Here is a 15,485-nt window from a genome sequence, read left to right as displayed (position 1 = left end):
TTTTATCATATTAACAGAGACTTTCTATTTTCAAAAATGGGTATATTGAAAAACAAGCGGTATTTTTGGGCATATTCTCCACTTGAAAATTTATTCATCCTTCTACTAAAGATAGGTGATGACTTTTCTATATTCCCATTTTCCTTATCCTTCAAACCTATTATAAAAATTTTTTGTTATACAGTAAAAAAATTGCTCCACTATTTCCTTTCAAACTAGAAAAAACCTCCAAAATAAATAAGGAGGTTCTTTCTAGTTTAACATACGAGTTTTTTTTACATACAGAAAGGTTGTAGTTAGGGTTATAAAAAAAAAGCGCTGCAATGAGCGCATTATACTTAAAATTCAATGAGACCTAAACTAATTTGTAGAGCTTCATCGACTTTTTCCATCATTTCCTCATCAAGATGAGTAATTTTGTCCGTTAGCCTCTGTTTATCTATCGTACGAATTTGTTCTAAAAGAATTACCGAATCTCTTTCAAAACCATATCGCTTCGCATCAATTTCCACATGAGTCGGCAATTTAGCCTTTTGAATCTGAGCTGTAATTGCTGCAATAATGACTGTGGGACTGAACCGATTCCCGATGTCGTTTTGAATGACAAGTACAGGACGGACGCCGCCTTGCTCTGAACCAACAACTGGGGATAGGTCTGCAAAATAAACGTCACCACGTTTGACAATCAAAGGATTACCCTCCGCTTACAAGACGTTCTACTGTATGCTCTGCCTCGTATTCTGCGAGAAAGCTTTCTGATGCAATGGATAAATTTAATTTAGCCATTTCCATATATCCTCGTCTCATCGATTCGCGGATATGTCTCTTTTTCCGTTCGCGAAGATACATTTTCGTTGCTTGATAAATAAATTCACTACGATTAACATTTTCTTGCTTAACGAAGCCGTCCAATTCAGTTAACAAATGCTTTGGTAATTTTATCATGATCTCTGTCGTTGTGCTAGATTCAGACACAAACATACACCTCCACCATCACTACACACCATTTTTAGCTCTGCTTTTTTTAATCATACCACTAATAAGTGTTTCTGCAAAGTCCATTCAGCAATTCTACTGTATTATCCGCCAAAAATTATCCCTTTTATGCATGAAAGAATAGAAAAACGAAAATTATTCACAAAAATAATAGCTATTCTTCCATATTTTTCATATAAATAGATCTTCAAATGGTATCTGTGACCATAATTAATGTATTCAGTCATTTCCTTATCCATTACTTTTATTTGATCTTGAGTTTAAAATATTCATCTGGCAGCAAGCAGTCGAAACCACCATTGCTTTATTCTTCCTCTAGATTAAGAAATTTACTGTTTCTGTGACATTTCCATATTGTTTAAAAACCCGCGGAACTCTTGTAGAAATCATACATGTGATTTCATAATTAATCGTTTCTAGTTTAGCAGCAATTTCATTCACAGAGATTTCTGCATCCCTTTGCTTCCCAATTAGCGTTATTTCTGTTCCTGGCTCTAAATAAAACGGCAGCCTTATCATACATTGATCCATACAAATTCTCCCTACAATCGGCGCTCTTATTCCTTCGACCAGAACCTCTTGTCCTTGCAGTTTACGTAACCATCCGTCTGCATAACCAATTGGTAAAGTCCCTATCCATTCCTCTTCTTTTGCCTCATAAGTAGCTCCATAGCTCACTTTATCGCCCTTGTTTAACTTTTTCACTTGGACTAATTTTGTCCTTAAGGAAAAAGCTTCTTGTAATGGATAAGGTAAATCAGGTTCAATTTCAAGAGAAGGTGTTAATCCATACATAGAAATCCCCAAACGCACAGCATTATATTGCAAATCAGGATGCAAAAGACTTGCCGCACTATTACTGCAGTGAATAATTGCGGGCAGCTTTGTAAAATAAGATAGTAGTTCCTTAAAGCGTTGAATTTGGCTTTCAAAGTAAGAAGAATTTTTTTCATCCGCTGTTGCAAAATGAGTAAAAATCCCCTCCACTACAATATTGGGGTGTTTTACCAGCAATTCTTCTATCGATTGAATCTCCTGCTCATTTCTAACCCCAATTCTCCCCATACCTGTATCTAACTTTAAATGAATCGTTAATGAAGCCTCCTTATTTAAAAATTGAACCGCTTCTTCTAACCAATCTTTATAATAAACAGTTAAAGTTACTTTATATTTTATTGCTGTCATAACATCCTTCGGTCTACTTGCGCCAAGCACAAGAATCGGTGCTGTTATTCCTTGCTTTCTTAAACTGATTGCTTCATCTAAAAAGGCTACGGCCAAGTAATTCGCACCAGACCGTAAAGCAGTTCTGGCAACTTGCAGAGCCCCATGCCCATATCCATTTGCCTTTACTACTGCTATTAACTTATTTTCAGGATGTAATTTTTTTCTTAATTCACCAACATTATATGCAATAGCATCAAGATCAATCTCCACCCATGTATCACGATAAAAGTTATCTTCTTGATTCAAATCCTCACACGTCCTTTTTAATAACAAACTTATTCCTTAAATTATTCTACTGATTGATCCGCTTGTCAATTCTATCCTTATAAGTTTAGCGTAACAAGTAATTATTCCACATAAAAAAACAGCCCCCTGTTGAAGGCTGCCTGAGTATTACTTATTTTATTGCCTCTCCTTGTACGGAGCGTGCAACAGTAACTAATTCATCACGAGTTAAGTCACTTGATGCAATCGTATAATCGACGCCTTCAAACGTCCATGATACTTTAGAATCTGTAACTTCACCAATGGTAAATCCTAAATCCACTGGATCTCCCTTACTAACGATTGGTCCTGCTGTAGCTGGTGCTACTACTGCTTTTTCTTGAATAATCGTATAAGATTTTTCTCCATCATAAGTGAGGATTACACGATTACCGTTTTCAGAAGCCATTTTTTTCTCTTCTACCAAGCTGACTCCTTCTAATGGTTCTTCCGGATATTTCACGGCAAAGTCTTTGTCTTCGATTTCTCCCATAACTGGAATAACCATCTTAGCCGCAGTCATACTCTTTTGTAAATCAAAATCTTTTTTATCAAAGGAAACATCAAACTTCACATTAGAAAACTTCACCGTGACCAACGCTACGCCCTCTACATCCTTTACTTTTACACTGACAGGAGAAAGATCCTTCTTGCTGAAGGCAATCTCTTGAGTTGGAAGCATTTTATTATTCTGATAGCGAGTTTTTGTTTCAAAAACGTAGTGCTTATCTGTAGCAGAAAATTTCACTTCTTTATCTTCTTCAATATCTTTCACTAAAGACTCATAGAGATAAGCTTGACTACTATTTTCCGGCCACTCACTTTGAAACTTAAAGGATTTGTTTAAAGCTGGCGTTAATACATAGACGCCTTCTTCATTTTTCAAAATCATCTGGCTTTGATTTTTTGCTGAATTCTTTAAATTCACTCGATAAAAGCTTGGGTCTTTATGCCACACTTCCACTTCATAAGTCTGTGGTTCTGTTCCCATTTTGAGAGTCATTTCGGCGTCTGCTTTATACCCCTTTGTCTCGACCTTTTCTTTTAAATCAGTCAGAACATCTTCTTTCGATTTTGTTCCGCAGGCAGTTAACAAAAGCATGACCGTTAGCCCTACAAATAGCAACCAAATCTTCTTGTTCATTTTTTCAACTCCCCTATTCTCATTTCACGTCGAAAGAGAGAAAAATAAGCAAACAGTATTTCTAATAGAAACTCCTCTTCCTTCTCTCTTGGAATTACCTATTAGAAACCGCGAAACCATACTTGTCTCTCCTATTTCTCTATGAATATATGAGACAACCTTCGGGAATATGCTACTTGAAATCATAAGTCTTTTGGTTGATATTTCTTCTGTTTATTTCTCTTTGCCTAAACAGAATCGGACCCGCTTCATTGAAGTAGTCATTTACCCCTCCCAAACAAAAGAATAAGGAAAACGATGAAATCCCTCTCGCTTTCCTTATTCCTCAATAATAACTTGTGCAAAGGCATAGTGTTTGCTATGAGTTATAGATAAATGGACTCCTTTTGAAAATGGCTTTAAAATACATGGCTTCCCCTTTTCCTCATATCCTATTTCAATATCCAAAAAGCTTAAGTTCGCTCCAATCCCTGTGCCTAGCGCTTTTGAAAATGCTTCTTTTGCTGCAAATCGTCCTGCTAAAAACTCACATTTACGATGGCCAGATAGCTGCTGAAACTTTTCCATTTCTTTATCCGTTAGAATGCGCTTTGCAAACTTCGGCTTATTTTGGAGTAAAGATTCGATTCTTTCTATTTCTGTTATATCAATTCCCGTTCCGCTAATCATAAGACAACTCCTTCTATTCTATTGCTAGTGAGCATAATATATTGTATCTTTTCCTATTCTTTGGCTATTATTGTAGAAAGAAGCTTTATTTAGGAGGTATTAAATACTGTTGTTTACCAGAAGAGAAAGCTTTAAAGAGTATATTACGTATTATCCTGTCGTTTCCATGATCTTACTTATTCATCTAATTCTATATTTATTAACCAATCTCCCTATCTTTCCAAATAAATATTTATTAGAAACCATGATGGGTGTTAACCTTTATATAGTAGAAGGAGAATGGTGGCGCTTAATCACTCCCATTTTCATCCATGGAGGGTTTGCCCATCTTCTATTTAACAGCTTTAGCATTTTCTTATTCGGACCTGCTCTCGAAAGAATACTTGGTAAATTCAAGTTTCTTCTTATTTACGTAGTCACTGGTATCGCAGCAAATATTATCACTCTTCTTATCGAACCACTTACCTATGTTCACTTAGGTTCTAGCGGCGCAATATTTGGTCTATTCGGCTATTATATTAGTCTAGTTGTATTTCGAAAAGACATTATTTCTCAAAGCAATGCCCAAATTATTACGACCATTGCTGTTCTTAGCTTAATTATGACCTTTTTACAGCCAAATATAAATATTGTTGCCCATATTTTCGGATTTCTAACAGGGGTCATCGTCGGAAGTTTATCGGAATCAAAGGGAAAGAAGATTTTTTCCAGTTATAAAGAAGAATGGTACTATTTACGACAACAGCTCCGCCGCACAAAAAAGCCTGAAGCAAAATCAATTATCATTTGGATTATCATCTTCGGTCTTGCTATTATAGGATTTGTTAGTCAATAATAACTATTATATATTTTACTTTGTCCAAATCTCTCGCAAAAACAGGGTGAGGTTGTGAAAAAATAAACTAGATAAAGGATAAAGGCAAACAATATCTAATTTAATATCCAAACCAATTCGTTCCATCATTAATTTCATAAGAAAATAAAACGGAGCAGACTGAATACACGTAGATTCCTATGGGAGCTGCAAGAAAGTCCGAGACCTTGCAGGAGCGAAACGACGAAGCGGCTCGGCTCTCGCCCCACCCATGGAAAGTGAAGTGTATTCAGTCTGCGGGTAATGACCACACATTCTTTCTTAAATGAAATAAAAACCCCAAAACAATAATCCGAATTTTTTAGGTTATACGCATTCTTAATCGGTTATATTTGGTTAGAATACTTTTTCCCCAACCTTTTTTAAGCTATCTCAAGGAAGTGATTGTGTTAAATCTATATACAAGTTTATTCTTTTGAATTAATAACTTTAAAATGGAAGAGTGATATAATTTTCATACCGAATAAATTAGAACTTGTTGGGCTATTTAGCTTTATCCGACACTCACTTAACTTAGCGAATACCATTCATATACCTTTTCTACGTCTTCTTTGGTCAGGTCTGTAACTACCCCAGTGGCTCCTCCAGCACCAGAAAGAACAACCCCCTGTACAGAAGCAAGCTCCCCTTTTCGCTGCCACCATCCCTCTGTATAGTAAAGGGCTTGAATTCGATTTCGTCTCATCAGGAAAGTCGTTTTATTAAATTGGCGGAAGGATAGTGTTAACTGCTTACCTGAAATACGGTATCCAGCTGAACGATAATTCCAGTAGCCCCATAATGGTAAAACAAGTAATAGCAACAACGATAACGCTCCCCATTGATGAAAAAAGTAAATCAAAGCGATAATAACTGGTAATGCTATCCAACTATTTTTAATAATATACCTCCAAATTGATCGTTTTGGCGGCGAATGCAACTCCTCATTCCATTCATACTCAGGTACCATTTCTTTTAATAAAAGTGGTAATTCCTTCTTCTTTAATAACGGAACAGCAACTACATCAGAAGCTTCTATATCATCAAAAGATCCACCAGCGCTAATAACAGATACACCTACTAATTGAAACGGCTGTCTAAGCATTGCTTCTGTTATTTTAATTGCTTGAATCCTTTTCAGCGGAATAGTAATCTGCTTTTTCTCGATTAGACCACGTGTAATAATCAAATCATCTTTCGTCTTCGATAATGTAAAATTCGCATATTTTAATATGGTAATGAACCAAGATAAAATCCATAACAATACAAATAAAACAAAGACAACGATAGAAACTAACGCTACACCGCTTGTAATGACTTGTTGAACATGTTTGTAGATTTCCTTATACGGAATTAAATCATCAAATTGTGAAATGAAAGCAAAAATTGCGGAGATAATCACACCTACGCCACCCGAAGTTGACGCCAAAATCACTAATTTTTTTGATGTAATCCGGTAGATTTCTTGTTGAGCAGGTTCTACTTCTTCTATCATTTCGTCCGTTTCAATCTGCTCATTCTTTTTTTGAATAATATATCTTTTTAATTCTTGAGCAACCTTTTTAGAAATAGCAGTAAGCTCTCCTTCAGCTTCAGCACCACCTGCTGTTTCAATTTTCACTTTTACTAAACTAAATGGACGGTGAAAGATTCCCTCTGTAAAATCGATACTTTGAATACGTTCAAAGGGAATGTACCGTTTCTTTTTTATAAATACACCATACTCCATTCGCAATTCATTTCCTACCACATAAAAGGTGAAAAAGTACCATGACAAAAATCCGCTAATGAGAATAATCAAAAGTAAGAGGGACGCTCCTAGAATCGTATATAAACTCCAGTCAGTGGGCTTACCTCCAAGCACAATAATTCCAATAAACGGAAAGATAAACTCTCTTAACCGCTTCAAAATAACGTAAATAATGGAAACCGGATGAAGTCTGTTTTGCTTAAACATCTTCTTCCGCCACCTTTGCTTTACTAGAAATATACTGTCTAATTTCTTCTGCTTCATCCACTTGAAGCACAGGGATTTCGTGTACGGTTGCTGCTGTAGAAATCGACACTGTGGCAAGCTCATACTTTCTTAATAAAGGTCCTTGCTTCATGTCAACATGCTGTACTCTAATCATTGGAATAAGCGTTCGCTTTATTACAATAACTCCTTGCTGTATTTCAATTTCATCTCCTCTTACTTCATATCTCCATCTTTTCCACTTTAAAGGCGGCATAATGCCAATTGTAAGAGCTATATGAAAAAGAAGATAAATAACTGTTCCTATACTTATAAGTATGTGCCAATCAAAAAGAATAGCAAACGTAATTAACCCACCACCAATAACCATCATAATGAGCGAAGATATAATTCCTGTTAAGCGCCAAACAGTGATCCCCTTTTTCGATAATCTATTTTGAGGTATTGTTATCAATTACATTCCTCCTATTTTCTGAATTTTGTCTGTATCTCTTAACTATATACGAAAATATGATAATGTGGTTTCATATTTTTCTATCTCGCTACGCTTATCCCCAAATAAAAAACCTCCACGAAGTTTTCTTCATGGAGGTTTCTGATACAAAGCTTAACGGTAAGACTTTGATTTATTGTAGCTATTGCCTGATTGACCTTGACGTTTGTTGCCGCCATAGCCTTGACGTTGACGTGGGTTGTAGTTTTTACGTCCACCACGGTCATTATTTTTATCATACGGTCTGCGGTCACGTTTCATTGGCAATGGCTTTTCTTCTGTTAATTTAACAGGAGTTGTATCTGGTTCTTTTGTAAGCATTTTTAGAACTGCAGCTACAACGGTAGAAGCATCTTTTTGTTCCAATAATTCATCCGCAGTATTTCGATAAGATTCTAAGTTATTTTCCTCAATAATTTGTGATATTTTTTCCATAACAGCTTTTTGCTGTCCTTCTATTGCTTGGTCGACTGTTGGAGGAATCATCTTTTCCATTTTTCGCTTCGTTGTTTTTTCCACAACTTGCAGATAAGATCTTTCACGATACGTAATAAACGTAATAGCTACCCCTTCTTTTCCTGCACGGCCAGTACGTCCGATACGGTGTACATAGCTTTCTGGATCTTGAGGGATATCAAAGTTATAAACATGTGTTACACCGGAAATATCAAGTCCACGTGCAGCTACATCTGTTGCCACTAGTACATCAATCGTTCCTTCTTTAAACTTACGAAGAACAGACATACGCTTCGCTTGGCTTAAATCTCCATGAATCCCTTCTGCTGTATAGCCACGTAGATTTAATGCTTCAGACAGCTCATCAACACGACGTTTCGTGCGACCGAATATAATAGCTAGTTCTGGAGATTGAATATCCAATAATCTTGTTAATATATCAAATTTCGTTTTCTCTTGTGTTTCGATATAATACTGTTCAATCAACGGCACAGTCATTTCTTTTGCTTTCACTTTAACTACTTCTGGATCTTTCATAAAGCGCTCTGCCATTTTTCTAATCGGTCCTGGCATTGTAGCAGAGAATAATAATGTTTGTCTTTCTGTTGGAATTTTTGAAAGGATTGCTTCAATATCATCAATGAATCCCATATTTAGCATTTCATCTGCTTCGTCTAAAATAACTGTTTGAACATTATCTAATCGAAGTGTTTTACGATTAATATGATCTAATATACGTCCAGGTGTCCCAACAATAATATGCGGGTTTTTCTTCAATGCACGGATTTGGCGATTTATATCCTGTCCGCCAAAAATAGATAATACTCTTGTGCGCTTTCCATATCCAATTTTGTATAATTCTTCTGAAACCTGAATAGCTAGCTCTCTTGTCGGAGCAATAATAATTCCTTGAATTACTTCATTCGCTACATCAATTTTATCAACTAAAGGCACTCCAAAAGCAGCTGTTTTCCCTGTTCCTGTTTGTGCTTGACCAATTAAGTCTTTATTTTGAAGGCTCAATGGAATCGTTTCTGCCTGAATAGGCGTCGCTTCCTCAAACCCCATTCTTTTTAATGCTTTCATTGTAGCAGGACTAATACCTAAATCTTGAAACTTTACCAATATATCCAATCTCCTTCTAGTCATTAAAAAATATCCATAAACAGATGGAATAAATCCATCATGCCAACCATTCGTATGTACCTCATTTATCTAAATGAAACATATTAAAATGGCATATCGTATTCATCACATTATGCCTTCCCCATACAATTAAATAGAAATGATGCTCGTTATATATAAATGATGAAAGTTATTGTTGGTTTCAATAGCCTTACAACCTTTATCAGGAGAATGATGAGGGTATATGCAAAATATTTAAGTCTTATTAGTTATGAGATACTATTTAACTTAGTTATAAATAGGAGGAAATTTCAAATGACTTCTATTTATTTTTATAATAGCTCTGTTACCAATTAATGATTAGTCTGTTTCTCCTAAATGAGAATCTTCAAAATTCACGCTCGAAAAAACATGATCTTTTCACGGAGCTTAAAACCAAATCAGCTAATTTAGAAAAGTTAGCCAAATACAAAGAACAATGGTTATTCCCTTCCTAGACAAAAAATTCATTTTCTCGGAATTCTTCTTCCATTCATTTCTCTCTATTTGACTAATTTATCTTTTAAAAAGAGGATTTTTCTTCTCTAACATTATGCCCCAAATGTTAAGTTTGTCACCCTACTTTTTAAAATAATATTATCATTAAGATATACGCTTTGCAATAAATTGGGCAGCTGAAAATCTAGGTTTTATGCGTGTTTTTACCATTTTTACAATGTAAACGCTTTATGCTAAAAAGGCGGCCTATTACGTCATTTTATAGCAGTTGATATAAGATTATCTTTTAATTCCACTCTTCTTTTAGTCTAAAGCTAAAGGCCGAAAATAGACAAACCTTCCTTTCTTTACTGTCTCCAATCGACCTTCCTTCTATACGATTGAACATGGATACTTTTAACTTATGAGGGCGCCTTGAGGAATGTTATTATTTCTTGAAATAATGATTCTCTTTTTTCACAATGACAAATTAAGTGCTTGGATTCCTCCACATATAATATCTTCTTATTTTCTGCCCGAATTGTATTATACAAATAGGCTGCACTCTTCAACGGGACAATTCCATCCTTCTCCCCTTGGGCAATCAATGTTGGCACTTGAATGTTGGCTAACAATGGTTTTACATATTGCACAAGCTTCCTGAACTGAATGGCAGCGGCTAACGGAGTACTTTTAATTTTGTTCATATAGCGGATAAATTGCTCATTATCTTTAATTCGCCCTCGAAAAAAATCAGCACAAATTATTCTTATATCCTTTTGAAGCTGAACCAAGTTTACATAATAAGCAGCTGCACTTAAGAGAATTAATTTCTTAATCGGATACTTTGCTGCTAAATAGCTTGCTATTAATCCACCCATGGAAAAACCGACAACATATACTGTGTCGTGTCTTTTTAATAAATCCTTTAACGCTTCTTCCGCGTATTGGATCCACTCATTATATATAATCCCTTTTAAGCTTAATTGATCGCCATGCCCTGGAAGAGTTGGAACCACACACTCCCAATTGGTATGGTTGTGGATATATTCAGCTAGTGGTTCTACCTCCATTGGAGAACCTGTAAATCCATGTATACATAAACACGCTGTCATTTACTCCCCCTCCTTTTAGAGATATTTTACACTATAAGAGTAATTCATTTTTTATATACAGTTCTTAACTATCCACTCTAAAAAAAGCCGAACCTACAAGGAAAACGTTTTTCGTTTTTCAAATAGGCTGGCCTCCTTCTATTATTGTATTGCCTTAACGATTTCCTCTAGCTTCATTCCTCTAGAAGCTTTGACTAAAATTACTGTTTCTTTATTTAGAAAAGGCAGTAAAGTTTCTATTAATGGCTCTTTTTCTTGGAAAGAAAAAACATGATCTTCAGGAAGAACTGTTTTTGCTCCTTCTGCAATGAAATTACCCAGCTTTCCATATGTTAAAACGTAATCGACTCCTTCTAAATGCTCTCCCATCTCATAATGAAAAGCTTCTTCTTGATCTCCCAACTCTAACATATCGCCAAGAACGGCAATTTTTTGCTTATATCCTGGCAGTTTCTTTAAGACATCAATAGCTGCAAGCATAGAAGTAGGACTGGCATTGTATGCATCATTAATAACTTTCACACCTAACTTCCCTTCGACTAACTCCATGCGCATATTTGTAAGTTTCAGCGATTGAAGACCTTTATTCATCTCTTCATAAGGAATTTCAAAAAACTCTGCCACTAGCATTGCTGCCAACGCATTTAAAATATTGTGATTTCCTAAAACCGGCAATTCAAATGGTTCAGTAGCTTTATTAATATGAAAAACACTGCCATTTTCAAGTGCCTTTATTTCATGGGGATATAAATCATTAGCAGGATCCATACCAAAAGTTTTCATATCCAGCTTCCTATCTTTTACACGGGTTGAAAGAAGGGGTTCATCTCCAAAGTAAACAAATCGTCCTTTCTCCTTCAATCCATTTAAGATTTCTAACTTCGCCTCTGCAATCCCTTCTCTTGATCCTAGATCTTGCATATGAGACTCCCCGATATTCGTAATTACAGCAATATCTGGTTCTGCTAATCGGCTCAAAAAGTCGATTTCCCCACGACTGCTCATGCCCATTTCGAGCACAGCAATATCTGTATCCTCCTCTAAACCAAGTACAGTTAAAGGAAGACCAAGATGATTATTATAATTGCCTTCTGTTTTTTGCACTTTATATTTTAAAGAAAGAAGACTTGTTGTCATATCCTTTGTAGATGTTTTTCCGTTACTTCCTGTTATCCCCACAACTTTAACCTTTAATTGTTGTAGATAGCTTTTAGCAAGCATTTGAATCGCTGTCAGCGAATTGTCCACAAAGATAAGAGGGAGATTCTCTGGCGGATTAGGGACATCCTTTTGCCAAAAAGCCGCAGCAGCACCTTGTTTAATTGCATCTGCAACATATTGATGTCCATCCGTTCTTTCTCCTTTAAAAGGAATGAATAATTGTCCTGCTTCTATTTTTCTCGAATCAATGGTTACCCCGCTAATAAGCACCTCATTATATTGCTCAAAGAAATGAGTACTGCTTGACATTGAAGCAATTTCTGCATATGTACGCTTAATCAAAATAAAACCTCCTTTAAAAATGAGCGGAGACTACTGCCCTTCTCTACTAAAAAACTTTCATTGGATGGAACAAAAGAAGAGGCATTTTTCTCACCTCTCCTTTTATGTTCTTCTTTTTAAATCGTATATTTAATATTTTGCTTTTCAGTGTGTCTTTCCACAGCTAGATCCACTAATTTATTGATCAGTGCATCATATTCTAAACCTGTGTGTTTCCATAATAACGGGAACATACTGAATGGTGTAAATCCAGGCATTGTATTCACTTCGTTAATATAAACTTTTCCTTCTTTTGTCAGGAAGAAATCTGCACGGACTAGGCCAGAACAATCAAGTGCTTTAAATGCTTTAATAGCATCTTCTTTAATCGCTGCATACTCTATTTCTGTCACGTCTGCAGGAATAATTAAAGCTGTATTTCCATCTTCATACTTTGCTTTATAATCATAGAAATCTTTTTTCGGAACAATCTCACCAGCTACAGAAACTTCAGGATGGTCGTTTCCTAGCACACCTACTTCAATTTCTCTTGCTGTTAAGCCCTCTTCTACAATAATCTTGCGGTCAAATTGAAATGCTTCGATGAAGGCTGTTTCTAGTTCTTCTCTTGTTGTACATTTACTAATCCCTACACTTGAACCAAGATTAGCAGGCTTAACAAAACAAGGAAAACCCAATTCTTTTTCTACACGTTCATAGGCTGCATCCTTATCACTTTGCCAGTCACTGCGGATAAAAGAATTGTATTTTACTTGATTTAATCCAGCTACTTCGAAGATGTTTTTCATAATTACTTTATCCATTCCAGCTGAAGAAGCTAGAACTCCATTCCCAACATAAGGAAGGTTAAGGAGTTCTAACAATCCTTGTACTGTTCCATCTTCTCCATTTGGCCCATGAAGCAGTGGAAAAATAACATCTAAGGAAGCTTCGTCATTTGCTTGAAAGAGAGTAGTAGAAAGGGCATTCGAGCCGATTTGTTCCTGTGTGTTAAACGCAAGCTCTTTTACATTTTCAACTGGTCCCATTAATTGAGGACCACGAACCCATTCACCGCTCTCTGATATGTAAATTGGGTGAATATCATATTTATCTGTATCTAATGCTTTAATTACAGCCATTGCTGTTTGCATGCTAACTTTATGTTCAGCTGATTTACCGCCATATAATAATCCCAGTTTCTTTTTCATTATGAGTATACCTCCATTTAATCAATGCACTTGTTTATTCTACCACTAGAACCATACCTTTAAAAATAAAACATGTAAGTCAAATAATAATTTAATCGAAAACACATATTCCTGTAATAGCACCTATTAATCCTTTTCCATTTTAACTCTTAATACGATATGAAAAAAGGGCAAAATGGAAGCTTATTTATTTAAATTTCTCCTAAAGAAAGAAAAAGCCACTTTGTACTTTTCTCTTATCTCGAAGAAACTTGCACTTCCAGAAAAAAACCACTCGTTAGTCTTTTTATTTCTGCCTCTACTTCCTTTTCATATTCAACAATAAAGCATGTAGCTGGACCGGCGGATTTTAATAGATCCACAGAGCATTGGACTTCTTCCTCTTGAACCAAATCTCCCTTTAACTGCCCCAATTCATAAAGAATCCCCTTTGATCCAACAGGCTGGATTCGACATTTATCCACTTTTGTCAATCGGGAAAATACTGCTAAGGGAACCACTTTTTCTTGTTGTAGAATCACTTCTTCTCCAACAAGAGGACTGCCTATTATAGCCATTTTTCCATTTATAATAGTGGTATCTTTTAAATCTGCTGGTCTTTTTCCAAGAACTGTGAGTCCTATTGCTGATTGACGGAAGGAAAAATTACTTTCTGTGCTTCCCGTTATTCCAATTTCCCTCTCTAATTCAAGCTCCTCTATTCCCTTATATATGCCTGCCAAAAGAATATCCAAAGCATCGTCTCCACAAAAATTCTGCAGGATTACCGAGAACGGCACTCCTCCCGCTGCCATACATTCCATAACCGCTACACGAAAGGAAAAATAGGAAACAATATCATAAGGGACGGAAACTTGATCATCTTCTTTCTGCCCAATTCCTCCACTATTATCTGCACTAATAACGAGCTCTTCTTTCTGATTCCACGATACGACTTGTACATCTCTCACTGCTTAACCACTCTCCACTCTTTAAGAAAAGCTGTAAGCCTTGGCATTAACAACTGGGCAATAATGCCGTTCAATACAGCTCCTATCAGCAGTACTGGAACCATCGAAATGTAAAAGCCCTTTCCCATTAGATATAAAAAAGGAAGTGGAAGTATTACACCATTTCCTAACACAAAGAACAATATGGAGATTATGCTATTTCCAGTTTGATAGATTTTTGAAAAAGTAAAAACAAGCAGAAACATTTCTACTGCGATAAACAGATGGAGCATGCCTAAAAGTGCTCCAGTAATAAGACTTGGAAAACTATCAAGGGCAACACTTCCAATTAAACTTGGTATTTTTATAAAAGCCCCAATAACTGATATAGCAATAAAAATAGCAAGGACATTAATTTTCTTCGCGTTCATTTCGCTCACCCTTTTTACTTGTCCGAAATACTTTTGCGCTTCGAATATACTCGATATCTGCCACATTGCTTCGGAAATTTATTACCCTCGCCAGTGCAAAAAAGTAATCGGAAAGTCTATTTAAGTATTTTAAGGGCAATTCTGGAATGTCCTCCGTTGTCCTCACCAATGTCACGACTAAGCGTTCCGCTCTTCTTGTCACCGTTCGTGCAATATGAACAATAGCTGCCGCTTCTGTTCCTCCAGGCAAAATAAAGCGCTCCAAATCGGGTGTCTCCTCCATAAACTTATCAATTCTTTCCTCTAAATAAGTGATAGCAGATTCTGTTAACTTTAGTTGTCTTCGCGTCGAAATACTGGCTAAATCCCCTCCACAATCAAATAACTCATGCTGGATTTTCTCTAAATCTTCCTTAATATCAGCAAATTGTTCCCCTGTTAATTGCGCAACAATTAGCCCGACAACAGAATTCAACTCATCGACCGTTCCATAGGCTTCTACTCGAATATCATCCTTTGATACTCTCCCTCCTATAATACTCGTTTCCCCGGTATCACCTGTTTTTGTATAGATACGCATTTTCTACCCCTCTTTCTGTTTTGTCCTTATTTTTTTGCCTAGGCATTTTGCTGCTTCC

General features: G+C 36.1%; 15 protein-coding genes. 1 reads left to right on the top strand and 14 read right to left on the bottom strand.

Annotated features, from left to right (window positions below):
* Positions 1-338: 338 nt before the first annotated feature.
* The 5 genes from ndoA to acpS form a co-directional block, all read right to left on the bottom strand.
* On the bottom strand, positions 339-689 hold the full coding sequence (ndoA, locus tag NX902_RS02225; protein ID WP_016201246.1) for a type II toxin-antitoxin system endoribonuclease NdoA: 351 nt from the start codon (positions 687-689) through the stop codon (positions 339-341).
* Positions 690-693: 4 nt separating this feature from the next.
* Positions 694-975, bottom strand: coding sequence for a CopG family ribbon-helix-helix protein (locus tag NX902_RS02220; RefSeq protein ID WP_047944180.1), 282 nt, complete (start codon positions 973-975; stop codon positions 694-696).
* 336 nt (positions 976-1,311) lie between these two features.
* Positions 1,312-2,469, bottom strand: a complete 1,158-nt coding sequence (gene alr / locus NX902_RS02215) for an alanine racemase (RefSeq protein WP_163185657.1) — start codon at positions 2,467-2,469, stop codon at positions 1,312-1,314.
* A gap of 151 nt (positions 2,470-2,620) precedes the next feature.
* Positions 2,621-3,631, bottom strand: a complete 1,011-nt coding sequence (locus NX902_RS02210; protein ID WP_095331013.1) for a LolA family protein — start codon at positions 3,629-3,631, stop codon at positions 2,621-2,623.
* A gap of 318 nt (positions 3,632-3,949) precedes the next feature.
* Positions 3,950-4,300, bottom strand: a complete 351-nt coding sequence (gene acpS, locus NX902_RS02205; protein ID WP_163185659.1) for a holo-ACP synthase — start codon at positions 4,298-4,300, stop codon at positions 3,950-3,952.
* Positions 4,301-4,409: 109 nt separating this feature from the next.
* Between acpS and NX902_RS02200 the strand changes: the two genes are divergently transcribed.
* Entirely contained in the window at positions 4,410-5,135 is a 726-nt protein-coding gene (locus NX902_RS02200) for a rhomboid family intramembrane serine protease (protein WP_163185660.1), read from the top strand.
* Between the two features lie 547 nt (positions 5,136-5,682).
* Here the strand turns inward: NX902_RS02200 and NX902_RS02195 are convergent.
* From NX902_RS02195 to NX902_RS02155, 9 genes are all read right to left on the bottom strand, one after another.
* On the bottom strand, positions 5,683-7,110 hold the full coding sequence (locus NX902_RS02195; RefSeq protein WP_163185662.1) for a PH domain-containing protein: 1,428 nt from the start codon (positions 7,108-7,110) through the stop codon (positions 5,683-5,685).
* Positions 7,103-7,582, bottom strand: coding sequence for a PH domain-containing protein (locus tag NX902_RS02190; protein ID WP_095331021.1), 480 nt, complete (start codon positions 7,580-7,582; stop codon positions 7,103-7,105). The genes NX902_RS02195 and NX902_RS02190 overlap by 8 nt, the downstream gene beginning before the upstream one ends.
* Before the next feature lie 153 nt (positions 7,583-7,735).
* On the bottom strand, positions 7,736-9,202 hold the full coding sequence (locus tag NX902_RS02185) for a DEAD/DEAH box helicase (RefSeq protein WP_095331023.1): 1,467 nt from the start codon (positions 9,200-9,202) through the stop codon (positions 7,736-7,738).
* 899 nt (positions 9,203-10,101) lie between these two features.
* Positions 10,102-10,794: an alpha/beta hydrolase gene (locus tag NX902_RS02180; protein ID WP_341160526.1), complete on the bottom strand. Its 693-nt coding sequence runs from the start codon at positions 10,792-10,794 to the stop codon at positions 10,102-10,104.
* Positions 10,795-10,935: 141 nt separating this feature from the next.
* On the bottom strand, positions 10,936-12,297 hold the full coding sequence (locus NX902_RS02175) for a UDP-N-acetylmuramoyl-tripeptide--D-alanyl-D-alanine ligase (RefSeq protein ID WP_275068626.1): 1,362 nt from the start codon (positions 12,295-12,297) through the stop codon (positions 10,936-10,938).
* A gap of 116 nt (positions 12,298-12,413) precedes the next feature.
* Positions 12,414-13,487, bottom strand: a complete 1,074-nt coding sequence (locus NX902_RS02170) for a D-alanine--D-alanine ligase (RefSeq protein ID WP_095331027.1) — start codon at positions 13,485-13,487, stop codon at positions 12,414-12,416.
* A gap of 236 nt (positions 13,488-13,723) precedes the next feature.
* On the bottom strand, positions 13,724-14,437 hold the full coding sequence (locus tag NX902_RS02165; RefSeq protein ID WP_341160525.1) for an ATP-binding protein: 714 nt from the start codon (positions 14,435-14,437) through the stop codon (positions 13,724-13,726).
* Positions 14,434-14,847 carry an ECF transporter S component gene (locus NX902_RS02160; protein ID WP_341160524.1) on the bottom strand — a complete coding sequence of 138 codons (414 nt, stop codon included), beginning with the start codon at positions 14,845-14,847 and terminating at the stop codon, positions 14,434-14,436. Before NX902_RS02160 ends, NX902_RS02165 begins: the two co-directional genes overlap by 4 nt.
* Positions 14,828-15,427 carry a cob(I)yrinic acid a,c-diamide adenosyltransferase gene (locus NX902_RS02155; RefSeq protein WP_341160523.1) on the bottom strand — a complete coding sequence of 200 codons (600 nt, stop codon included), beginning with the start codon at positions 15,425-15,427 and terminating at the stop codon, positions 14,828-14,830. The genes NX902_RS02160 and NX902_RS02155 overlap by 20 nt, the downstream gene beginning before the upstream one ends.
* Positions 15,428-15,485: the final 58 nt, after the last annotated feature.

Origin of the sequence: Niallia sp. FSL W8-0954 (assembly GCF_038005605.1) — a bacterium.
GTDB lineage: Bacteria > Bacillota > Bacilli > Bacillales > Cytobacillaceae > Niallia > Niallia circulans_A.
Note: the sequence above shows the minus strand (reverse complement) of the source record. Positions and strands in the feature narration are given on the sequence as shown.